This is a genomic window from Streptococcus mitis, assembly GCF_002005545.1.
Classification (GTDB): domain Bacteria; phylum Bacillota; class Bacilli; order Lactobacillales; family Streptococcaceae; genus Streptococcus; species Streptococcus mitis_I.
In genome coordinates, this window is the sequence record NZ_LBMT01000001.1 from 1,827,640 (window position 1) to 1,851,491 (window position 23,852).

The 23,852-nt window shown below is 37.3% G+C and carries 23 protein-coding genes, 1 pseudogene and 3 riboswitches; of the genes and pseudogenes, 1 reads left to right on the forward strand and 23 read right to left on the reverse strand.

Annotated elements, in window-relative coordinates; genetic code table 11:
- Positions 1-70 precede the first annotated feature (70 nt).
- The 10 genes and pseudogenes from QS39_RS09290 to QS39_RS09335 all read right to left on the reverse strand — a co-directional run bounded on the left by QS39_RS09290 (position 71) and on the right by QS39_RS09335 (position 11,386).
- Positions 71-331 (reverse strand): annotated as a pseudogene (locus QS39_RS09290) (SemiSWEET family transporter).
- A gap of 251 nt (positions 332-582) precedes the next feature.
- Positions 583-2,157, reverse strand: a complete 1,575-nt coding sequence (locus tag QS39_RS09295) for an ATP-binding cassette domain-containing protein (protein ID WP_077805330.1) — start codon at positions 2,155-2,157, stop codon at positions 583-585.
- Positions 2,158-2,620: 463 nt separating this feature from the next.
- Positions 2,621-2,812 carry a hypothetical protein gene (locus tag QS39_RS09300; protein WP_000850052.1) on the reverse strand — a complete coding sequence of 64 codons (192 nt, stop codon included), beginning with the start codon at positions 2,810-2,812 and terminating at the stop codon, positions 2,621-2,623.
- A complete protein-coding gene (locus QS39_RS09305) occupies positions 2,809-3,444 on the reverse strand; it encodes a putative bacteriocin export ABC transporter (protein WP_077805331.1) in 636 nt (211 codons plus the stop codon). Before QS39_RS09305 ends, QS39_RS09300 begins: the two co-directional genes overlap by 4 nt.
- 1 nt (position 3,445) lies before the next feature.
- Entirely contained in the window at positions 3,446-5,443 is a 1,998-nt protein-coding gene (locus tag QS39_RS09310) for a DUF1430 domain-containing protein (protein ID WP_077805332.1), read from the reverse strand.
- A 323-nt stretch (positions 5,444-5,766) separates the two neighbouring features.
- Positions 5,767-6,114 (reverse strand): VOC family protein, encoded by a 348-nt coding sequence (locus QS39_RS09315; RefSeq protein WP_077805333.1) that lies wholly within the window; start codon positions 6,112-6,114, stop codon positions 5,767-5,769.
- Positions 6,115-6,368: 254 nt separating this feature from the next.
- Entirely contained in the window at positions 6,369-8,144 is a 1,776-nt protein-coding gene (spxB, locus tag QS39_RS09320) for a pyruvate oxidase (RefSeq protein WP_033681403.1), read from the reverse strand.
- A 211-nt stretch (positions 8,145-8,355) separates the two neighbouring features.
- A complete protein-coding gene (locus tag QS39_RS09325) occupies positions 8,356-10,599 on the reverse strand; it encodes a heavy metal translocating P-type ATPase (protein WP_077805334.1) in 2,244 nt (747 codons plus the stop codon).
- Between the two features lie 9 nt (positions 10,600-10,608).
- Positions 10,609-10,980 carry a cupredoxin domain-containing protein gene (locus tag QS39_RS09330; protein ID WP_000935061.1) on the reverse strand — a complete coding sequence of 124 codons (372 nt, stop codon included), beginning with the start codon at positions 10,978-10,980 and terminating at the stop codon, positions 10,609-10,611.
- Between the two features lie 10 nt (positions 10,981-10,990).
- A complete protein-coding gene (locus QS39_RS09335) occupies positions 10,991-11,386 on the reverse strand; it encodes a CopY/TcrY family copper transport repressor (RefSeq protein WP_001167198.1) in 396 nt (131 codons plus the stop codon).
- A 183-nt stretch (positions 11,387-11,569) separates the two neighbouring features.
- Positions 11,570-11,667, forward strand: a riboswitch (TPP riboswitch).
- A gap of 83 nt (positions 11,668-11,750) precedes the next feature.
- On the opposite strand from QS39_RS09335, the gene thiD reads away from it, so the two are divergent.
- On the forward strand, positions 11,751-12,542 hold the full coding sequence (gene thiD, locus QS39_RS09340) for a bifunctional hydroxymethylpyrimidine kinase/phosphomethylpyrimidine kinase (RefSeq protein WP_077805335.1): 792 nt from the start codon (positions 11,751-11,753) through the stop codon (positions 12,540-12,542).
- A gap of 148 nt (positions 12,543-12,690) precedes the next feature.
- On the opposite strand, the gene thiE is transcribed toward thiD, so the two are convergent.
- From thiE to QS39_RS11430, 13 genes are all read right to left on the reverse strand, one after another.
- Positions 12,691-13,323, reverse strand: coding sequence for a thiamine phosphate synthase (gene thiE, locus QS39_RS09350; protein ID WP_001078240.1), 633 nt, complete (start codon positions 13,321-13,323; stop codon positions 12,691-12,693).
- Entirely contained in the window at positions 13,316-14,119 is an 804-nt protein-coding gene (gene thiM / locus QS39_RS09355) for a hydroxyethylthiazole kinase (RefSeq protein WP_077805337.1), read from the reverse strand. The genes thiE and thiM overlap by 8 nt, the downstream gene beginning before the upstream one ends.
- Entirely contained in the window at positions 14,119-14,643 is a 525-nt protein-coding gene (gene thiW, locus QS39_RS09360; protein WP_033685230.1) for an energy coupling factor transporter S component ThiW, read from the reverse strand. The genes thiM and thiW overlap by 1 nt, the downstream gene beginning before the upstream one ends.
- A gap of 4 nt (positions 14,644-14,647) precedes the next feature.
- Positions 14,648-15,340, reverse strand: coding sequence for a thiaminase II (tenA, locus tag QS39_RS09365; RefSeq protein ID WP_077805338.1), 693 nt, complete (start codon positions 15,338-15,340; stop codon positions 14,648-14,650).
- Between the two features lie 10 nt (positions 15,341-15,350).
- Positions 15,351-16,001, reverse strand: coding sequence for an energy-coupling factor transporter transmembrane component T (locus tag QS39_RS09370; RefSeq protein ID WP_077805339.1), 651 nt, complete (start codon positions 15,999-16,001; stop codon positions 15,351-15,353).
- 1 nt (position 16,002) lies between these two features.
- Complete coding sequence (locus tag QS39_RS09375; protein ID WP_077805340.1) at positions 16,003-17,388, reverse strand: ATP-binding cassette domain-containing protein; 1,386 nt, start codon at positions 17,386-17,388, stop codon at positions 16,003-16,005.
- The gene (locus tag QS39_RS09380; protein ID WP_049497440.1) at positions 17,389-17,949 is read right to left on the reverse strand and encodes an ECF transporter S component; all 561 of its coding nucleotides are present in this window, start codon (positions 17,947-17,949) and stop codon (positions 17,389-17,391) included.
- 148 nt (positions 17,950-18,097) lie between these two features.
- Positions 18,098-18,186, reverse strand: a riboswitch (TPP riboswitch).
- A gap of 123 nt (positions 18,187-18,309) precedes the next feature.
- Complete coding sequence (locus QS39_RS09385) at positions 18,310-18,978, reverse strand: TenA family protein (protein ID WP_077805342.1); 669 nt, start codon at positions 18,976-18,978, stop codon at positions 18,310-18,312.
- 214 nt (positions 18,979-19,192) lie between these two features.
- Positions 19,193-19,281: riboswitch (TPP riboswitch) on the reverse strand.
- Positions 19,282-19,429: 148 nt separating this feature from the next.
- Positions 19,430-20,566 (reverse strand): L-lactate oxidase, encoded by a 1,137-nt coding sequence (gene lctO, locus QS39_RS09390; protein ID WP_000120723.1) that lies wholly within the window; start codon positions 20,564-20,566, stop codon positions 19,430-19,432.
- A gap of 307 nt (positions 20,567-20,873) precedes the next feature.
- Positions 20,874-22,247 (reverse strand): HesA/MoeB/ThiF family protein, encoded by a 1,374-nt coding sequence (locus QS39_RS09395; protein ID WP_077805343.1) that lies wholly within the window; start codon positions 22,245-22,247, stop codon positions 20,874-20,876.
- Complete coding sequence (locus QS39_RS09400) at positions 22,231-23,025, reverse strand: zinc metalloprotease (RefSeq protein ID WP_180375027.1); 795 nt, start codon at positions 23,023-23,025, stop codon at positions 22,231-22,233. The genes QS39_RS09395 and QS39_RS09400 overlap by 17 nt, the downstream gene beginning before the upstream one ends.
- A gap of 446 nt (positions 23,026-23,471) precedes the next feature.
- Positions 23,472-23,594, reverse strand: a complete 123-nt coding sequence (locus QS39_RS11425) for a hypothetical protein (RefSeq protein ID WP_257617740.1) — start codon at positions 23,592-23,594, stop codon at positions 23,472-23,474.
- A 20-nt stretch (positions 23,595-23,614) separates the two neighbouring features.
- Positions 23,615-23,740 (reverse strand): hypothetical protein, encoded by a 126-nt coding sequence (locus tag QS39_RS11430; protein ID WP_257617741.1) that lies wholly within the window; start codon positions 23,738-23,740, stop codon positions 23,615-23,617.
- Positions 23,741-23,852: the final 112 nt, after the last annotated feature.

Sequence of the window (23,852 nt, forward strand, 5' to 3'; positions counted from 1 at the left end):
AACTATCTGGGTAATGATGGGCCTGAGCTTGCTCACATGTACGAAAAAAAGACTGAAACCAGTCTTCTTTTTAAATCAAAGCTGTAATAGCTGTCACTAGGCCAAAAACGATACCTGGTGCATTAGCAGCTGCAAGTGGAATATCTCTTTCCTTCTTGAAAAGACCGTAATAAACCCAGAGACTACAGTTGATGGCTGCAACCAAGGGTTGGATGAAGTTTCCTTTTTGACCAGCCAGATTATTCATGATTTATGGGAAGTAAGACACATACATCATAACGGACATGAAGGTCGCTACCCAACCCAAAACTTTCATTTGTTTTTCGGACATTTTCAAAACCTCTTTTATTCTTTTATGCTTTTTATTTTATAATATGATGCAAAAACAAACAAGAATTTGGAAATTTTGTTATAAAAATGTAAACTATCACAGTCTTGTGATAAGAAAGAAGAGTGCAGTTAGAAAAAGTATATATAATTAGAAAAACGCATATTATTATGTATTGAAAAATCTTGATACTGGGTGTTTTATTGCTGAAATATTTACTTTATTTTCTGATAAAACTGACTTTTAAACCATAATCAATATTTTCCTAAATCTACAACTTGTTGATATCTACTTTCATCATCAATATGATGGGCAATTTCTAACATCATAACAGGAAGAGAAAATAGTAGTTCATGTACCATGAAGGCATTTTCTTTATCTAGGGTTGCGGTCACTTCATCAGCCAATAACAGATTTTTTCTACGAAGAAGAAAACGTGCCAATTCAATCCTTACTCTTTGTCCCCCAGAAATATTCTCCCCGTTATTTTTGATAATAAAATCCATCCCACCCGTCAATTCAAAATCTAGTTTGACTTGTTTCAAAACAGCAATCACCTCTTCATCAGAAAATTCTTGTCCTAAGGTCAAATTATAACGCACTGTATCGTTAAAGAGAAATGGATGTTGGCTAATAATTCCTATACTGGATACAAAACTTGATGTACATTCATTAACAGTTGTCACGCCGATAATTTCTCCCTCATCTGCTACTTCTTCTCCAGTAATGAGTCGAAACAAGGTTGACTTACCACAACCACTCGGTCCTTTGATTAAAACTTTCTGACCTGCTTGAACATCCAAATTTAGATGAGTAAAAAGTTGTCTGTCACCATAGGATTTACTTAAATTTTTAATGTGCAGAGCATGCAATTCTTGTGCATCTTTTTTATCTATCTGTTTTACATCTCCAATTTCTAATACTCCAAAAATCTTATCTGCTGTCGTTTTTGCCCCTTGTATATCTACAGCATCATACATAATAGTCTGAATAGGGCTCACTAGCTGACCTGCTGCGATATACATAGCAACAAGACTTGCCACTGACACTTTCTGCCCAGCCATAGCAAAGTAAAAACCTAAAACAAGTGGTAAAACTTGGCTTAAAAAGACCATGAAACCGTTGCAAAAGAAAATTATATTATGGGTAAAGCAAAATTTTTGAATGGCTAGTTGATAATTTCGATTAATCTTCCAAAATCTGTTCTGATTTTCAGAAATTGCTTGGTTCATGAGTAGAGTATGTGCTCCTCTGATACTATCAGATACTTGATTATGCACTTCTACTCTGCCTTGTGCCATCTCATCACCAGTATGTTTGAGTCTTTTATTCATCAAGAACTGAGGAATAGGACGTAAAATAGTGAAAAAGACAAAAATACTACCTAGTAACAAATTTTGCGAAATAATATAAATCGCTGTTAGTAATGCTACAAAGCTCCAGCAAATGATATTGACGTATTTTTCTAAGTAATTATCCCCCAAATACTCCATATCTTGTGTGAGCATGGTGATTTTTTCATCTCCGCTAAAATCTTTTTTTGTCATCAGCTTATCAAATAAATCTGCCCTCATATTCATTTGAATTTCACGTCTAAAAACATTATGTGTATGATTACAAAAGAGCATTAAGCTATACAAGACGAAGTATACTGTAAAACCAAAAACAGCAAACTGTATGATTTTAGAATAAGTCAGTTCTCCTTGATTTAAGGATAAGGCTTGTGATACGACTAAGGGTTGAGCAAGAGCCAAACCTCCATTTGCCAGTGCACCGATGATAGTATAAAACTTCGTTTTCTTATCCAGATAGTGAAATATTTTATTCATAATGCCCTCCTAGAAAAAGAGAGATGCTAGCACTTCTCTCCATTTTTATTATATAAATTTTACAAATATTACAATTATTGCTTACAGCTTCAGTTTTTTACAACCTTTTTGTTTTTCTTAACAGACATTTTTTGCTTACCCCTCTCTAGTCCACATCTAAAATATCTTCATAGGATACAGAAATAGCATAAAGTGCTAGATTTTTACGAATTTTCTCTTGCATATTCTTACAAATCACAGAAGAGCTTAATTTTGTAATATGCTTGTTCATTGGACAAAATCCTGATTTACAAACTAAAACAAAGGGACATGTTTTACAGTCTTCTCTAACAGACAGAAACCATCCTTTCATATGAATCTTATTTTATACTGTTATATTTTTATTATAAGATTTTAGAAAAACTCTGTCAATTGTTTATATGCAATTGCTTTATATTAAAAAGACCGGATTGCTCCGATCTGTTCAGTCTTTTTCTTCGCGTACATAATTCCAAATCGCTATAGCTAAAGATAACAAACTTAGTAAGCAAATCATCTGTATAATTAGCTTTGTAGGTTGACGCAGTAAGCCAAACTGAGTCAGTATTACAAAGAGAGAAGAACCAAAAATCATTACTTGGAAAAAAATTGTTGTCAAACTAAATTTTGTTTTCATATCTTTTCCTTTCTAATTTCTACAACCTGATCCATTCGTTCATATACACTACTATCATGAGTTGCAATAATAATCGTACGTTTTTCATTCCGTAATCCAAGAATAAGGTCAATAATTTCACGACTATTCCTACTATCTAAAGATGCTGTTGGTTCATCTGCTAAGATTATTGGGGAATCTTTCAACATTATTTTAGCAATTGCGACACGCTGCGCTTCACCACCTGAAAGAGTAAAAATCTTACGTTTTAAATCTAATTGTAAATGAACATGCTCCAAGGCTTCTTTCATAAGAGTTTCTTGTTCTTTTTTACTTTCTTTTCTCCCAATAAATGCAAGTTCTAAATTATCTTTAATACTCTTGTTCTCAATTAAACCATAATTTTGAAATAAGTAGCTTACATAATCCTTAAAATAGATTTTTTCCTTAATTTGTTTTAAATCCTTACCATCAACTTCTACTGAGCCACTTTGGACAGTTTCTAATTTACCTATAATATTTAAAAGAGTTGTTTTGCCTGCTCCAGACTCACCTATCAAAGCATAGGTCTGACCTTCATGAAATTGATAATTAAAGTCTTTAAAAATAACATAATCATCAAATTGTTTACAAATATCTTTCAATTCAATCATACTAACCTCCTTTTAGATATAAAATATTAGCCTTTTTATCTTGTCTCAGTTGAAGAAGAAAAATTCCTGTAAATAATAGCAATGAGAGCAAAGGAATAGAAATTACAAACAAATTGAAGCCTAATATTACTGACAATAAAGTACAAAAAATATAGCTACTAGATAAAATTGAAAAATAAACATGATGAATTTCAAAAAGTGACTTACCTGCTAATCTCTCAATGAAATAAGTTTTGCGCCCTTGATAGAGGTAAAGAGTGTTCAGTAATACCATTAATAGAATGGAACTCACAAAACTAATAATCATCGCAAAAAATAATATAAATCTATCTGTCTCTACTTTTTGAATTCTATTTTCAAATGAATACATGCCATTTGAAAAACTACCAATACTAGCTGTTAACTTATATTTAGAAATCAATTCTTTCACTACCTCGGGTTTATCAAAAATATAATGTGCCAAAGAGAATTGGCGAATTGTTCTATTTTCATAAGCAGAACCAAACACAGTAATAATTGGTTCATGAACAAAAGCATTTTGATTCACTAAGTAATTAACCGAAGTGAAGATAGGGTAAACAAATAGATTTTCACCGCCTTGATAAGTGGCTATCTCAATTTTCTCATTAGGATCTTTCTTTTTTACAGGAGCATCGTCTGGAGCAAAGCCTTTTTGTTCATATCGCAACCAAGCCTTATGTAATTCTGAAAAGTTTGATTCTTGATTCTTTGGTATTAACACGAGACGATCAAAATCTCCCATCTGTTCAAAGAATGCTTGAGCTTCCATACTCAACTGAATTCCACTTTTTTCAACAAAACGTCGATTCACACGAATTTCATTTGATACCATATCTGGGGTAGGATAATAAGAATTAGCTGAAGAACTCTTTTGAAAAGCAATTTTATCTAGATTTGTATCTATATAAAGGAGATTTGTTTTTTGACTAAGTTCTGAATAAAAAGCTACTTCTGCTTCTCTATCTTTATTTGACTCCCCAGTATATAATTCATTAGTAGCAAAATAATTAGAATGCTTACTCCATTCGTCTCGTCCTACTTGTAATGTTGACAATTGTTGATTTAAGTTAACAACACCATAAACGCTATACATCACGATTAAAAGAGATAGTAACTGCGTCAAAATAACCAAAATGAACACAAGATGCAAAGGTGCCCTACCTTTTATGGATAGATTAAGAGCTTGCTTTTGTAAAATATGGTAAAAAATATTTGATAAAAAGAAATTTAAAAAAAGTAAAAGAAATAACCAAGAAAGCAAAGGATAAAATACTAGACTTAACGACAAAATGTTTACAGTTCTAGTAGAAAATAAGAATAAAACTGTCGCTAAATAAACTATACTTGCTATCAATATTAAGAAAATACTATCTTTGCTAATATTTCTCAAAGCAATTTGATATTTCCCTCTACCTGACAATCGTTCTATACTTACAGAACGCAGTTTGGCTATGTAGTCAGCTAGTGTCAGAATCCCAAAAGCAATTATCAAAACTAATGTAAAAGTAATCGATTGAGGATAAGTCAAAAATACCTTTAACAAGGTCAAACCAGAACTTGATTGTTCAACAATAGCTTGATGTCCTTTTTGGTTTAAAGCTTGTGCTAGCTCCTGTGCACTTAAGTTTCCTCTTACAATCAAATATAAAGTATCATCAGATGCATTTTGGATTAGGTTTTGATCTTGTTGTAATGGTAAATCTACAGGTAGTCCACCTCCAATTGGTATGTAGGTATTTTCTGTCTTTCCCCTAACATTATCCTTTACAGAAACAATCCTACGAGCTAAAACACTCTGTTTATCTTTTGCAATCTCTTCTAAATCCTTCTTAATGGTAGTAGTAGATTTCTCTACAGAAATCATCTTACTATATCCACCCAACATTTCACTTTTATATTGGCTAATAAAGAAAAGGCTAACAAAAGCAATTAAAACAAAGGAAAAAGTTGCAAGGCTTCGTTTTAGTATGTTATACATAGACTACTCCTTTCTACATTGTTTAAAAAGGTTGCTCTCTATCTATTCATGGAGATATTTCAATCCCAAGTTCCAGTGAAATAAGAAAATTCACTTACTACAGCTGTTTAATCATATTTCTCCTTTCCATATCAGTCTTATTTTCTGCTGTTATATTTTTATTATAAGATTTTAAGAAAACGTTGTCAACTATTTATATGCAATTTTTTTATATATGCAATTTCTTTATATAAAAAGACCGGATTGCTCCGATCTTTCAATAGTTCATATTCTCACATTCTGTTTTAAGAATAATTAAGGTTATCTTCAAATAACTAAGCCCCTTATTTCATACGATAAAAATCAATCACTAGACCAGCAGGGCCTTTAACTAATAAGGACTCTGTTCCCCAATCCGTTTCACAAATACCGTGTAAAATCTCGACACTGATCTCTTTTAAACGTTGGTAATTCTGATTTAGATCCTCAACCTCGATATGAAGAATGATTCCTGACTGAAAATTTTCCAAAGGAATCAAATGATTTTGGGACAACATCAGACAGTGACTGCCAATCGTAAACTGAGCAAAACTGTCATCAACATAATCGGACTTTTTATCCAAAATACGCTCCAAGTCAGCACAAACTTGAGGAACATCTGAAACGATAATATCTAATTGATTTAAATTCATTTACTATTCTCCATAAAAAGACCGGATTGCTCCGATCTTTTCAAGTTTCGCTCTAAGAAAATCAAAGAATAAACAAGGTGAAACCAAGTTTGATGGCAAATCTTTGCTCATCAAACTACGAAAAATCCTTTGGGACTTTTTCTAGGCTCCACACTAGATTCCATCATTGAAATTTATGGTTTCAATGATGGAATCGTCGGCAGTAATCTAATAAAGAAGTCTATAAATTTATCTTTGATTTTCGACGAGAGAAATTATTTAATTGCGCGTGATTGCAACCCTTCTTCTTCCAAGAAGAGACGGAATGGTACGAGTTCTTCTGCTTCGTATTTTTCTTTGAAAGCTTTAATTGCTTCTTCTGAGTGAAGTTTTGGATCCAATTCAAGTACTTCTACTGGAAGTGGACGGTGTGGAGTGATGCGAGCATCGATCACAACAGTTTTACCTTCTTTGTTCAATTTAACAGCTTCTGCAACAACTGCATCGATGTCTTCGATACGGTCAACTGTAAATCCTACAGCACCTTGCGCTTCAGCGATTTTCGCATAGTCAGCATTAGGGAAGTCACAACCAAACAAGTGTTTGTTTGTGTCTTCGTATTTGTCCTTGATGAAGGCATATTTACCATTTGAGAAGACAACGTTGATAACTGGAAGGTCGTATTGAACGTTTGTGATAACGTCTGGGTAGCACATGTTGAATGCACCGTCACCCATGATGTTCCATACTTGGCGATCTGGATTGTCTTTCTTAGCAGCGATACCACCAGGAAGGGCAATACCCATTGTCGCAAAGAGTGGAGATGTACGCCACATGTTCTTAGGTGTCATGTGAAGGTGACGAGTAGATGTTTGAGTAGTGTCACCTACGTCGATTGAATAGATAGCGTCTTGATCAGCATGTTTGTTGATTGCATTGTAAACTTGATACAATTGCAATTCACCCTCAGTTTTACCTTCGATTTTGTTCATGTAATCACGCCAGTTTTGGTTGTTCTTAACGTTTGCACGCCACCATGGAGTAGATTCAACTGGGTTCACTTTGTCAAGGATAGCTTTAGCTGCTTGACCTGCATCACCAAGGATTGAAGCGTCAAGGGCATGACGTTTACCAAGTTTGTAAGGATCGATATCGACTTGGATGAATTTTTCAGTGTTCTTGAAGGCTTCGTAAACTTCAGCAAATGGGAAGTTTGAACCAAGGAAAAGAACTGTGTCTGCTTCAAAGACCACTTCGTTGGCTGGTTTCCAACCAACACGGTAAGCAGAACCTGTCAAACCTTCATAGTTCCATTCGAAAGCTTCAAAGTTTTTACCAGTTGTGATGATTGGTGCTTTGATTTTACGTGACAATTCAGTAATCACTTCACCAGCTTTAACACCACCGTAACCAGCATAGATAACTGGACGTTCAGCATTGTTCAAGATTTCAACAGCTTTATCGATTTCAACTTCGTTCAAAGCAGGAGCGATGAATGAACGCTCGTATGAACCTGATCCATAGTATGAGTTTTCGTCGATTTCTTGGAAACCGAAGTTTACTGGGATTTCAACAACAGCTGGACCTTTTTTAGAAACTGCAGCACGGCAAGCTTCGTCAATAACTTTCGGCAATTGCTCAGCGTAAGCTACACGTTTGTTATATACAGCGATACCGTTGTACATTGGGTTTTGGTTCAATTCTTGGAAAGCATCCATGTTGAGTTCGTTAACTGGACGTGATCCAAGGATTGCTAGGAATGGAGTGTTATCCATAGCTGCATCGTAAACACCGTTAATCAAGTGAGTCGCACCTGGACCACCTGAACCAACTGCAACCCCGATTGAGCCGCCGAATTTAGCTTGCATAACCGCTGCAAGAGCACCTGTTTCTTCGTGGCGAACTTGCAAGAAGCGGATATCTTTATCTTCAGCCAAAGCGTCCATCAATGAGCTGAGTGTTCCTGATGGGATACCGTAGATTGTGTCTACGCCCCATGTTTTCAATACATTAAGCATTGCTGCAGATGCAGTAATTTTCCCTTGAGTCATAATGATAACTCTCCTTCAAATATTTTTAAATCTACTAAAAAAGGTTTCATATAGTTTTTGAAAACGTTTCAGTAAATTTTTACACTACTAATTTATCACATTTATTTTGACTTTACTAAGAATCTGCTCAGAAGTTTTTATTCTCTATTACAGTACAGTTTGAAAACGTTTTTAGACTCTGTTTTATAATAAAAAGCGAGCAAGCCCGCTTTTAATCTATTTTACTAAAGTTTAAGAGAAGGGAACTGGTCAGAACGGATACAGAACTAAAGGCCATCGCTAGACCTGCCAGTTCTGGATTGAGGGCCAGTCCAACACCAGAAAAGACTCCTGCTGCAATCGGAATTCCGGCAACATTGTAGATAAAGGCCCAGAAAAGATTGAGCAGAATACGATGAAAGGTTTTCTTACTCATGTCAAAAGCACGAACCACTCCTAGGAGGTTATTAGTTGTCAACACCAAATCTGCTGACTCGATGGCAATATCTGTTCCATCTCCCATAGCAATCCCCACATCTGCTACACTGAGGGCAGGAGCGTCATTGATACCATCACCAACAAAGGCTACTTTTCCAGTCGCTTGTAGTTTATGGATTTCATGGGCTTTTTCTTCTGGCAAGACACCTGCAATGACCTCTTCGATTCCGATCTGATCGGCAATAGCACGCGCCACACCTGCATTGTCTCCTGTCAGCATGACTGTTTTAAGACCTCGTTTTTTCAACTGACTGATGGCTAACCTGGCATTTTCCTTAGGAATATCTTGCAGAGCAAGCAAGCCTTTGATTTCATTGTCCACAGCCAAGAAAACAACTGTCTTAGCTTCTTTTTCTAGTTCTTCTAGTTTTTCTTGATAAATGCTAGAAATATCCATGCCATCCAGCATTTTAGCATTTCCAAGCAAAACTTGTTTTCCATTGATTTGCCCTGAGACACCTTTTCCGTGCAAGGCTTGGAAATTTTCAACAGTTTGAAACTCAAGTCCAGCTTCACTCGCTCGTTTCACAACGGCTTCAGCCAGTGGGTGTTGAGAAGCTTCTTCCAAGGAAGCTGCCAATCCAAGCACTTCTACTTCGTCGCCGATGATATCTGTGACCACAGGTTTCCCTTCAGTCAAAGTCCCTGTTTTATCAAAGACAATGGTTTGGACTTTCTGGATTTCCTGTAGAACCGTTCCATTTTTGAGGAGAACTCCCATCTTGGCACTGCGACCTGTCCCCACCATAAGGGCTGTCGGTGTTGCAAGTCCCAATGCACAAGGGCAGGCAATAATCAGAACTGCTACTCCATAGAGAAGCGAAGACACAAAGCTAGCTCCAAGCACGACTACACTATCCCTGAGCAAGACGAACCAAACCCAAAAGGTCACAATCCCTAAAATGACAACTGCTGGGACAAAAATCCCTGAAATCTTATCCGTCAAGTCCTGAATCGGCGCACGACTTGTCTGAGCTTTCTTCACAAAATCCACAATCTGAGCCAAAACAGTCTCTGAACCAACTTTTTCTGCTCTAAAAACAAGTGTTCCACTATTATTGATGGTTGAACCAATGACGGTATCTCCAACTGTCTTGTCCACAGGCAGACTCTCACCTGTCACCATAGACTCATCAATACTAGAGATACCTTCTACTACGACACCATCAACCGCAATCTTTTCACCGGGACGCACTCGAATCAGGTCACCTACCTTGACTTGCTCCAAAGGGACTTGAACATAGTTATCCTCACGCAAGACTTCTGCAGTTTTAGCCTGCAAGTCAAGTAATTTCTCCACAGCTTGGGAAGTATTTTTCCGCATTTTCTCCTCAAAAACGGCTCCCATAAGAACGAAGAAGAAGATAAATGCAGCACTTTCAAAGTAAACGGGGAGGCCAGCGAAGAGGGCAACTAAGCTGTAGAAATAGGCCACTAGGGTTCCCAGAGCAACCAAGGTATCCATATTGGCATTGTGCTTTTTAAAACTAGCCCAAGCACTTTGGATATAAGGACCACCTGCTACTAGCATAATCGGTGTTGTGGCTAAAAAGGTGCCCCAACGCATGACTTGGTGACTAATTCCTCCTGTCGACATCCCAATCATGAGGATCACAAGAGGCACAGTAAAGATACTCGTAATCCAAAAACGCTGTAAAAGTGATAGAGATTTTCGAGTCTTCTCAACAACTGTATAACTTCCCTTTTGCATCTTCATACCACAAGAAAATTCATGTTGACCTAATTCTTGAGGTGTAAAACGAATGACTTTCTCCTCATCTACGCCGATTGGTTCCAAGATGCCTTCTTCTTCAAACAGAATTTCCTTATAACAGTTTGAAGGCGTAGCACGATGAAAGGTAATCTCAGCTGGAATTCCCTTTTGAAGCTGGATATGGGCTGGATGATAGCCTTTGTCTGCCGTGATACGAATTTTTTGAACACCATTTTCAAGACTTGCTTTTACAATTTCAGTCATATCATTCTCCTATTCTACAATCATCTTGCCGTGCATCATATTCATGCCACAAGAGAAACCATACTCTCCAGCCTGCTCAGGCGTGATTTCCACTACATACTCTTCGCCCATAGGCAGGTCCGCATGTACACCAAAATCTGGAAAAACAATTTGGTCCAGACAGGGTGAAGGGTCCTTGCGGTCAAAGACAATGCGTGCTGGCACTGATTTCTTGAGGATAATCAACTCAGGCGTATAGCCCCCCATGACCTCCACTCGAATCTCTTGGTAGCCGTTTTTTTGCTGGGCCTTTTGTCCAGATTTTTCAGGCTTTTTGAAAAACCAAAACAAGATAAACGCGATAAGGGCAATACAAATAATTGTTACAATACTATTTAACATGACGTCTCCTTTACATACAATTACATTTTACTTTTGTTACAGCGCTTGATTTCTTCTCAGAAATCACAGCTTCCAAGTCTTCCAAGTCAGCCTGAGTAAAATCACATTCAGCAATCAAATCAGCCAACAAGTTCTTAATCCTACGAGAACAAACCTTGTCCTTGATATCTTGAACAAGTAAATCCCGACTTTGGTCCAAAGTTAAAAGGGCTGAATAGACAAAGAACTTGCCTTCTTTTTTCCTTGTCAGACACTCTTTCTCAACCAAACGAGCCAAAAGAGTTTGAATGGTTGACTTGGACCAATCGAACCGCTCCGCCAGAACCCTGATCAAATCCGTACTGGTCTGCTCTCCTTGCATCCAAATAATCTTCATGACCTGCCATTCTGCATCTGAAATCTGCATAATCACACCTCCAAAATCTACATTTGTCAATTACAATTATCAGTATACTCTTAAAATCTACATTTGTCAACTATGAAATTAATCTTTTCTTTGAAAAATTGAATTTTAATCATTTGAAAAACTATTTGCAGTCAATTTTCACTATATAAACTATAAAAATATGCTATACTAAAGAAAAAAGAAAACAACCACTAGGGGTGCGTAAAGCTGAGATTAACGACTGTTAGACCCTTTGACTCAATCTAGGTAATGCTAGCTGATGGAAGTGGAAATGATAATGGGGACTTGCAGTCTTCTATTACCTTTCTAAAACAGACCAGCTTGTTCTTAAGAATACAAACTTCAGTTGGTTGGGAGGTTTTAGATGACTTATTTACCCGTTGCTTTGACCATTGCAGGGACTGACCCTAGTGGTGGTGCTGGCATTATGGCAGATTTAAAGTCGTTCCAAGCTAGAGATGTCTACGGAATGGCCGTTGTAACCAGTCTTGTCGCTCAAAATACCAGAGGTGTTCAATTAATCGAGCACGTTTCTCCTCAAATGTTAAAAGCCCAATTGGATAGTGTCTTTTCAGATATCAAGCCTCAGGCTGTAAAAACAGGGATGTTGGCTACTACTGAAATTATGGAAATCATCCAGCCCTATCTTAAAAACCTTGATTGTCCATACGTCCTTGACCCTGTTATGGTCGCTACGAGCGGAGACACCCTGATTGATACCAGTGCCAGAAGCTACCTAAAAACAAACCTGCTTCCCCTTGCAACCATCATCACACCCAATCTTCCTGAGGCGGAAGAGATTGTTGGTTTTTCAATCCATGATCCTGAAGACATGCAGCGTGCCGGACGCCTGATTTTAAAAGAATTTGGTCCTCAGTCTGTGGTAATAAAAGGTGGTCATCTTGAAGGCGGTGCTAAGGATTTCCTCTTTACCAAGGATGACCAATTTGTCTGGGAAAGTCCACGAATTCAAACCTGTCACACCCATGGTACTGGATGTACCTTTGCTGCAGTGATTACTGCTGAACTAGCCAAGGGGAAAACCCTCTATCAAGCAGTCGATAAAGCCAAGGCCTTTATCACTAAAGCCATCCAAGACGCCCCTCAACTCGGTCATGGTTCTGGCCCAGTCAACCATACAAGCTTTAAAGATTAAAAAAACTCTCTAGTTCCCACTTTAAGGGAATTAGAGAGTTTTTATACTTCTTCAAACTACGTCAGTTTTATCTGCAATCTCAAAGTTGTGTTTTGAGCAACCTGCAGCTAGCTTCCTAGTTTGCTCTTTGATTTTCATTGAGTATTAATTAGAAAATAATGTCATCCAACTTTGTTAAAAAAGCTTGTGTTTTTGCCTCTATATCTTCTGACTGCATCAAATCACGCACTACAGCTACACCAGCTATACCCGTGCCGATAAGTTGGTCAATATTCTCTGATGTCAAGCCGCCAATGGCAACTACTGGAATAGCGACCCTTTGGCAAATTGTTTTCAAGGTTGAAATCAGGGTGATAGGCGCATTTTCCTTGGTCGTAGTCGGGAAAATGGCTCCTGTCCCCAAGTAATTCGCCCCTCCTTCTTCTGCCTCGAGGGCTCTTTTTACAGTTTTAGCAGTGACACCGAGAATTTTTTCAGGGCCCAAGACTTGTCTGGCAACCGAAACTGGTAACTCATCGTCTCCGATATGCAGACCAGCAGCATCGACTGCAAGACAGATATCCAACCGATCATCGATTATCAAGGGTACCTGATAGGCATCTGTTATTTCCTTGACTTTTTTTGCCAGTTGATAATATTGATTGGTTGTAAGATTTTTTTCTCGTAATTGGACTATGGTAACCCCTGAACGGCAAGCCATCTCAACCTTTTCAAGAAAGCTTTCCACGGAATCTTGGTAGCGATTGGTGACCAGATATAGTCTAAGTGCTTCTCTATTCATAAATATCTCCTTTGAAGCCATCTAGCCAATTCTCATCTCTTTTGAGGAGCGAAAGCTGATTGAGTACTTGGTAGCGAAAATCTTCCAATCCCATTCCTTGAACAACTATTCTCTCAGCGGAGATATTGAGATAAGAAACCGCTAGACACGAAGCTTCAAATGCAGTCATTCCTTGGCTGAGAAAAACGGCTGTCAAGGCTCCAACCAAGTCTCCTGTCCCTGTTATCCAGTCTAATTCTGCACAGCCATTCTCCAATACAGCGACCTGATTCTTCGACACGATGAGGTCCTTGGGGCCTGTGACTAAGAATGACATACCTGGATAGGTCTGACACCAGTCTTTCAAGACTTGAAGTAAATCCTCAGTTTCCTGGTCTTTAGCACTCGCATCGACCCCAACGCCGTGATGTTTTAAGCCAACAAGACTTCGGATTTCCGACATGTTTCCTTTAAGGACCGTAGGGCTATAGTCTAAAAGGTCTCTGACTAGTTCCTTACGAATGGGCGACGCTGATACACCAACCGCATCTACTACCATTGGGAGACCAGCTTGAGCTGCATCAGAAGCTGCTATACGGATTGCTTTTTCCTTCTCAGCTGACAAATGCCCCAAATTGATGAAGAGTGCCTGGCTTTGCTTAGTAAAATCAAGAACCTCACGAGGATCATCTGCCATAACTGGTTTACATCCCAGAGCTAAAATCCCATTGGCCAGCATCTCACAAGAAATCTCATTAGTGATACAGTGAATCAAGGAACTCGTTTCCAGAGGAAAAGGATTTGTAAATGCCTGCATCAGTCTATCCTTTCACCAAAGAAATATCCCTGTACTTTTTTAAAGAATTCCTGCTTGATTAAAAATCGAAAGGCAATAAAGGAAATCGCTGTACCAATCAAGGTTGCTCCGAAAAATCGAGGAGTGTAGATAAACCAACTAAGCTTAGCGGCCGATCCTGTAAAGAGTACCATAACAGGATAGGAAACAATAGAACCAATAATACCTGTTCCCAAAATTTCTCCCAAAGCAGAAAAGTAAAATTTTCGACCATACTTATAAAAGAGACCTGCTAGAAGGGCTCCAAAAGTCGCTCCTGTGAGAGCTAAAGGCGGAATCCCTTGAGTCGTCATACGGATAAAGGCTGTCACTGTAGCCATAGCCAAAGCATAAACAGGTCCCATCATGATTCCTGCTAAAATATTGACTACACTGGACATCGGTGCCATTCCCTCAATCCGAAAGATAGGCGTAAGGACTACATCAAGGGCAATCATCATAGATAAAATGGTTAATTTGTGAACTTGTAATTGGTGCTTTCTCATGTTTCTATTCTTCTCCTGTTTCTAAAGACTGTAAATCGCTCTTCCATGTCTGGTGTTGGTAGGCCATTTCCCAAAACTTAGCTTCCATATGAACACTGATGTGGAAGGCATCTAGCATTTTTTTCTTGTCTGTCTCGTCACTTTCTCGATAGAGTTGATTGACCAGCGCTCCCTCCTCTCTGAACTGCAGCTCCAACTCATCTGTAATATAAGTTTCAATCCATTGTTGGTAGAGAGGATTTGGTGATGGTTTAAGATTAAGTGATTTGCCTATATCATGGTATAACCAAGGACAAGGCAGTAAGCTCGCAAAAGCAATGGCTAAGTTGGGCTCTGCAAATTGCCGATAAATGTGCGAGATATAATGATAGCAGTTTGGAGCGATTGGATGTTGCTCCATTTCCTGATTGCTGATTTCCAATTCCTTGAAAAATTGTTGGCGGATAAATAACTCACCTTCCACTAGACTCTGAGCATTTTGTTTCAAGAGTCTTTTCATCTCTTGGTTTGAAGTCTTATCAGCCAAGAGGTGATAGGCTTCTGAGAAGGCCTTCAAATAGTAGGCATCCTGAATCAAGTAATAGCGAAAGATGGACGGGTCTAAATTTCCCTCTTGTAATTGTAAAATAAAGGGATGATGAAAAGAAGCCTGCCAAGCTTCCTTGGATAATTCCATCGCAATATCTGTAAATTCCATAATAACTCCTTTATAAAAATAGACTGGTTTGAAGCAATAAAAAGAAAAGCAGGTAGATTAATTTTGTTTTTTTAGGAATATTAAAAGTCCTATAGCTATTCTTCAACTGTGCATGTTCGTCATATCCGTGCGCAGATAGAGCTCTCAGGTAAAGATGGCGCCATCTAAAGACCGTCATCAAAACCTTGCTGTAAATCAAGGGCGACCAAAAATGCAGTTCTTGACCACGTAATAGGCAAGCTTCTTTGAGAGACTTAATTTCTTGCTGAATGAGGGGGAAGGAATTGAATACCACAATCAAGGCATAGGCCCAAGAACGTGATAGCCCCTTTTGAGTCAAGTACAAGAGAAGCTCTTTTAGGGAAATAGAGGAAACAAAGACAAGGCCTATACAAACTGTCACAAAGGCCCTCGTTCCAAGCATAACTGCCTGCGAAGCATCTCCATGTAACTGAACTGCCCAGTAGTTGGCCAAAGATGGCAAAATAGCGAGCATAATCATCCAAGCCAATACTTTAAATCGCCGGTAATAGAGCATAAAGAGAATACAAAATGCGACTACCGAAAGATTCAGAGCAATCGAAGGAATGAAAGATGTTTCCAAGGATAAAATCAGCAAGAAGAGACCGATAATCGGTGTCTGGGTTGCTACTTTGACCATACTATCTCACCTCCCCTTGGGTATTGCTACTCTGAGATGTGATTGGTTTGGTAATTGTCACTTCTTTCACATGACTGAGCCCCTGACTAGTCATCTCAATCCAATAATCAACTACAGAGATCAAGGGATCTAAACGATGGCTAATGATCAGAAAACTTCTTCCTTGATTTCTCTCCTCCAGAATCCACTGACAAAAATAATGGCAGGCTCTATCATCCAAACCAGCAAAAGGTTCGTCTAGCAAGATCACAGAAGCTTTGCTGGTCAAAATGGTCAATAGCTGAAGAATCTTTTGCTGACCACCACTTAATTGATAAGGACTCTTATCGAGTGCCTGCTCCAGATCAAAATATCGTAAAACTTGAAGAATTCGTTTATTTCTTTCAGAATCAGGTCCATCTAATTGAAGCTCTTCCCTCAGACTGACTCGGATAAACTGCTTCTCAGCTTCTTGAACAACACCCGTCAGGTCACGATACAAACTCTTTTTCTTTTTGAGAACCGAACCCTTCCAACTAATGCACCCTTTATACTTTTGAAATTGAAGAATAGACCGAAAGAGGGTGGATTTCCCGACACCATTGTCACCCAAGATACAGGAAATTCCTTGGTGAAATGTAAAATTCACAATCGAAAAGAGGGGACGCTTATCCAGCTCACAAGTCGTTCGATCCATATGGAACAGTTCCGGGCTAGAAGCAACATTCTTTGAAGAAACCTGTGTCATCTCAGAGGTAGGGATTTGATTTATTTTCCTTAGTTGTCCGTCTCTTAGCTCCACCATATGGTCGATATAGGCTTCATAATCAGATAAATCATGGTCGCACAAAATAACTGTCTTCCCATTAGAGGCTAACTCTTTTAGAATCTCCAATATCTCGATCCTACTCTTGCGGTCAATGGAAGCAAAAGGTTCATCCAAGAGATAGACCCTAGGATTCATAGCAAAGAGAACAGCCAAAGCAGCCTTTTGCTTTTCCCCACCTGATAAGTGATGAATTGGACGGTGCAAGATTTTCTCGCAGCGACATTGCTGGACCACCTCTGCTATTTTAGAATCAATTTCCTGAACGGGATGGCCGATATTCTCCAGGGTAAAAATCAGCTCCTCAAACAAGTTCTCCATGGTAAATTGATGATTGGGATTTTGAAAGAGAATACCAACCGTCTGGACACGTTCGATGATAGAAAGCTGACTGACCTCGCTCCCATTTATCAGGACTTGACCGCTATAGGGAAGAGAACTGACTTGGGCAATCATTTGAAAGAGACTAGATTTTCCTGAACCGCTGCTTCCAACTAACAAGGTAAATGCTTGCGCATGAAAAGTAAAATCAATCGGCTCAGAGAAGATTGGGGACTGAATCGCTCGTAGTTCCAGCCCCATCTATGCCTTGCCCCCAGTTGCAAACTGATGATAAAGTTTGACAATGGCACGAACCAAGATAGTACAGAAGAAAAAGACGGAAATAAAGCGCACTACAAGCAAGGAAAGGACAAAAGGAAGGGAGAAGGCGTAGTAACCTAACTTAATGTACTCATAGACAAAGCTAACAAGCGTAATCCCAATACTATTGGCAGTTAGAGAGAGCCAACTTTCATAGCGATTCTTGGTTACGATAAAACCAAGTTCACTTCCCAAACCTTGAACCAAGCCAGACAAAAGGGCACCTAGACCGAATTGGCTACCATAAAGGACTTCAGCAAGCGCAGCTAGCACTTCTCCAATCGTTGCGCTTCCCACTCTTGGAACAAAGATGGCAGCAATGGGCGCAGCCATACACCAGAGACCAAAGAGGATTTCATTGGCAAAGGCCTGCAAACCAAGAGGGGCTAAAATCAGAGTGAGGATATCAAACAGATAGCCGGATCCTACAAAAACGCCACCAAAAAAGATAGACAAGAAAGCAAGTAAAATAACATCTTTTAACTGCCATTTTTTCAACATAAAAAACTCCTTTTTTAAAGACAAGTGGGGCATTCAAGGAGACATACCTAAATGCTTTGTATCCAGTTTCGTAAAAGAAAAAACTCTAATTACAGATAGGAATTAGAGTTCAGCTTACAAGATTAGACAGTTCTTTTCGACATACGAAAAAAACCTTTTCACATTTCCCTTCGCCAGTCTTAACTGTATCAGGTTCAATGGGTATCATCTCAGCCTAAAGCACCCCAAATGTCTTTATTATTTAATTACTGTGCTAGTATAACAGAAATTGAAAGCCTTAGCAAGATATTTGACTGGAAAATATATTTATATAGTTTGTTTGTTAATTCTTTTAATCTACATAAAAAGATTAAATTTATCCTATAATTCATAACCAATATCAAAAAAGGCTAATTCTAAAGTGACTGCTTGGTTCCAGCGTTGCTGAAGTTCTGTCAAATCTTCTAGATTTTTCCCGATACGATTGAGTTCGTCAACCAGAAATTGAACCCACTCTGCAAAGAAAGGACCTCTGTGGAGATTGATCCATTCCGAATGAGTATAGGCTTCAGGTAGAGCCAAATCTTTAGAACCCCAGTCTAAATAGAGACCTTCTGCAATGACCAGCATGACCAAAAGATGGGCATAGTCTGATGATGACACAGCAGAATACATAAGCTCCTGAAAGGCTTTTGTTACAGGATGCAAGGTCACTTCCAGATAGTCATTCTCAGATACTTTTAACTCTTTGAAAGCCTTCTGGAAATAACCGTCTTCATCTGCTTCAAGAAATCCTAGTTGCTTGGCAAAACGAATCTTGGATTCAAGCTGGTCTGCGTGGGCTACGCAAGCACCCAGCATGGATAAGAAGGCATCAAAGAAGTGATAATCTTGAATCAGGTATTCTTTTAAGACCTTATTCTCAATTGTCCCCGCAAAAAGTTCCTTAACAAAACGATGATTGATTGCAGCCTGCCAATCCTTCTGACTGCTTTTTAATAATTCTCCAACAGTCAAACCTGGCTGAAATGCATATTCTTGTGTTTCCATATTTATCTTTCCTCTCTTTACTCCTTAGTAATCAATAAAACACCAAGAAAATCCTAGTTTTACTTGACCTTTTTAAAGAAAATCAAGGGCGTTCAAGAAGAGCTACCTAAATGCTTTGTATCACCTTCATCCAGCTTATATAAACAAAAAAACTCCAATTACAATCAAGAATTAGAGTTGACTTACAAGATTAGATCGTTCATTTCGCCATACGAAAAACCGTTTCACATTTCCCTTCGCCAGTCTTAACTGTATCAGGTTCAATGGGTATCATCTCAGCCTAAAGCACCCCAAATGTCTTTATTATTTAATTACTGCATCAGTATAGCAAAAAATGAAAGCCCTAGCAAGATATTTGATTAGAAAATATATTTATATTGTTTTTAATGGTGATTTCTTCCTCCTATAGACGAAGAAAAACCTCCACATCAAGTGGAGGCAAGCTGTTTTATCAATACAATTTTAAGTCACGAGGGTCAACTGGGAAGGTTGGGTTGTATGGGTTGTGACGGAGTTTAAAGTGTTTAACATCTTCAATGGTCTGAGTTCCAGACAACTGCATGACTGTCTTCAATTCCGCATTCAAGTGCTCAAAGACTTGACGCACACCGACACTACCACCAAGGGCCAAGCCATAGATAACAGGGCGACCAATAGCTACCAAGTCTGCTCCTGAAGCCAAGGCTTTAAAGACGTGTTGGCCACGACGAATACCAGAGTCAAAGACGATTGGCACACGTTTGTCAACTGCTTCTGCTACTTCTTGAAGTGAATCAAAGGCAGCTGGTCCACCGTCGATTTGGCGGCCACCATGGTTGGTTACCCAGATACCAGAAGCTCCCGCAGCAAGCGAACGTTCAACGTCCTCACGGCATTGTGGTCCTTTGACATAAACAGGAAGTCCAGAGTATTCAGCGATAAATTCTACATCACGTGGAGACAAGCGTTGTTTAGCTGATTTGTAAACAAAATCCATTGATTTACCAGCACCTTCTGGCAGGTATTCTTCAACAATCGGCATGCCAACTGGGAAGACAAAACCATTACGCTTGTCCACCTCACGATTACCCCCTACAGTCGCATCTGCCGTCAAGACAATGGCTTTATAACCTTCAGCTTTCACACGGTCCATGATGTGGCGATTGATTCCGTCATCTTTACTAAAGTAAAATTGGAACCAATGAGGTGTCCCTTGAAGGGCTTCTGTAATTTCTGGAAGGTCGACAGTAGAGTAAGAACTGGTTGTATAGAGGGAACCAAACTCATGCACACCACGCGCAGTCGCCACTTCACCCTGTTCATTTGCCAATTTATGAGCCGCAACAGGCGCCATAATGATTGGTGAAGACAATTTTTCGCCTGCAAATTCAATCTCTGTACTTGGATTTTCTACATTGCAAAGCGTATGCGGAACGATGAGTTTGTGGTTAAAGGCGCGAATATTCTCACGTAAAGTGAAAGTATCTTCCGCTCCACTAGCGATATAGCCAAATGCTGCTTTAGGAATCACTTGTTGCGCCATTGGTTCCAAATCATAGGTATTAATGAAATCTACATGACCTTCTGCATTGCTTGTTTTGTATGACATAAAATGCCCTCCTTAATAAGTAAGCGTTTACTTTGTATATTACAAAAATATCTTAACTCTTTTTTCAAAACTTTTCAAATATTTTGTTTGGAAATTTCAGAAATTTTTGGACTGAAAAATTCTACATTTTTACTTAACTTCTATTTACTAACCTTTATCAAATAAATATCTTAAAAAAAACAATAACATTAAGCAGATAACCGATAGCAAGATTGTTTCATTATTATTGATAATATGATATGTTCTCAAGAAGTATAAAATAATTATATATATACAAATGCTAACTGTGCCTAATTTTTTAAACATACTAAGCCTCCTTACTAAATAATAAAGTCAAATAATAACTAAGACACACTATTCCTAACATAATAAATATCCACAACATTAAGAATATTATGACACTAATAAAAACATCCACTGGTAACTGAATAAATGTTCTAATATTAACAAGCAAAAATAAAATCTCAAACGATGAAAAAAGCCATACTATATTTTCCAAAGATGTTTGAATATTTTTATTGTAGTAAGCATAATACATAGCAAAAAGAAGACCCAAAAACAACACTAACAATTGTGTTTCTATAACAGCGAACTGTCCAATAGTAGATAAAAAAGCTACTCCTCCTGATAATAAGCAAAAACAAACTGAACGAATAAATTTTTTCAATCTAGTATTATTATCTTTCACTTTGTTATTTTTTTTACAAACTGGACATTCTCCATCTTCCAGAACATATTTTTCTTGAATTAGAGCATGAGTTCTCATGTTATAAATATAAGCATTATCTATTATAATCTCATCATAACATTCGAGGAATATTTTAACTATTAAATTAGTCATTATCCCCCCCAAAATAGCAGGCATCTCTGGTGTAGTCGGCCACTTTGTCTTGTCAGATAAAGTGTATTTATTTATGTCTTTGTTTATATTCCGACAACCAAAGCAACAACTGATGGTAGGGATATATATATTATCAATAATAAGATAGTATCCATTAAACCCTCCTGATACGTAGGGTAACTTATACGATACAGCAAATTGATTAACAATTTTTATAATATCAACGGGTGTATCAATTGCTTTAACGATAAAATCTATACTCCCATATTCCGCAACAATCTTTTCTAAGTCTTCTATTGAAGCAATTTTAACAGAAACAGTTACTACCTGTACATCTGAATTATACTTGTGTATTTTTTCAGAAAGAACATTAATCTTTTCCTCACCAACATCCGACTCGGTATAAAGAATTTGCCTATTTAAATTTGATGATTCTATTATATCGTAATCAACGATGATAAGTTTTTTCACTCCATACATACTTAGACTTAGAGATATATAACATCCTAAAGCTCCTCCTCCTAACACTAATACTGTTTTATCATGTATCTTCGTATAATCTTCATTATAAAATAACGAATAGTAACCTTTGGTTCTAGAATACCTACTATCAATATCTATCTCATCCGAAATTAAAATTTGTTCATTTAATAGTTCAAATGTTAGTTTACTGCCTAATACTTCTTCTATCTCCAATAGTTCCTTACAACTATTAAATAAATCGTTGATAAATTCTTGTGAAATTTGAGGTTCTATAGCTATTTCCCGCATACTCCGACCACGCAAATACATTATACCTTCTTTTTTATAAGCAAAAACATAACTATTTACGTAGAACATATTTCGTCCTTTCTCTCATATATAATATAGAAAGTAGTATAGAAATAACCATTCCTCCTATACTACGAACAATAACGTTAGATGTTAAAAAGTGTAATAATTGACTCAAAGGGAAATAAATAATAATAAATGCTATTAAAAGCTGAACTATATATTGAAAATTCAAGTTATTATTGTTGGATTTCAAGTATCTTAAAATGATACCACTATCATACTGAAAAAAAGGAATCGAATTAATAAAAATCATGCCCAAGTTAATGATAAAAAATAAGAGTCCAAGCAATTTATACGATGTAAACACTGAAATAAGTAAACCTATAAGTGATAAAATAGAATTTGAAGCAATTCCTGCTAACATAATTTTCAAAAATTGTTTTTTATTTTTTAGGAATTGCACCCCACTTAAATCTACAAAAAAAGCCAAATTAAACAAAAGTAGCATTATTCCACAATTCGGAATTTCAATTTGATAATTCTTCGCAACTATTGCATGACTAAATTCATGTATCGTTGCAGATATAATAACAACAATCCACCAAAATAAGAGAGTCTTTAGCATTATTGGGAAGTTTTGTAAATTAGTAAAAATATCCGCCCTATGAACATACATAATAAAACATTGCAAAATAAGTGCCAATGGGAAAATGCCAAATAAGATTTTTTCAAAATTTTTATTAAATCTTTTACAGTTTAATGTTTCAGATAATGTTATATTAAAATCCCAAGATATTTTAAAAATATTTATCTTTCTTGACTTCATAGAATCTATAAGTCCCATTTTACTGAGAGCAGCATAAAATCTTAAATAATATTTCTCTCCTATTAACACCAATAAATCCGATATAGTAAATTCTTGACCTATTAATTGCTCTAACCATTTTTTTCTTGTTCCCCAATTAATATATGTTTCTTACTAGATGGTATATATAGATGATAGCGTCCCTCATAAGGAGTAGATAATATCTTAATCTTATCAACTATTCTCATAACAAACCTACCTTTAATAAATAAAAGAGGGACTGAGTAAAATATACTCTAGCCCCTCAGTCTGCAATCAATAAAACAATGACTATTCTATTGATTTCTTGCTGCAAGACTAATACAGAAAATTCAAATGACTATATAAAATGAAATTGAAATAAACTCGTTGTTAGTAAATTATTTGAAAACAGAGAACTATTCCGCAAATACATTTACTTTTCTCATTTTTTAATTTAACAAACCTCAACAGCCAACAAGACCAAGAATTGCTAAACCAAAACCAATACCTGTTGCAAGTCCAGCTGAAAAATCACTAACTGGTACTGAGATTTCTTCAATTTCCTCAAATAAAAAGTTATCTTGCATGATTATCACTCCTTATTTATTTAACAACTAACTACTCCGATTAAGAGAACTATCTCTGTTCCAAGTAAAACTCCTCCCCAAAATTCACTATCGGTAGGAGCTACGATTTCTTCAATTTCTTCAAATAAGAATACTTCATCTGACATATGTGTCACCTTCTTTATAAAAATTACTTTGTAACCGATTACATTTTTTGTTTTAGCAGAAAGAAGGACAGATGTCAAGTTAAACATTGAGGACTTCATTTTTAAAATTCTA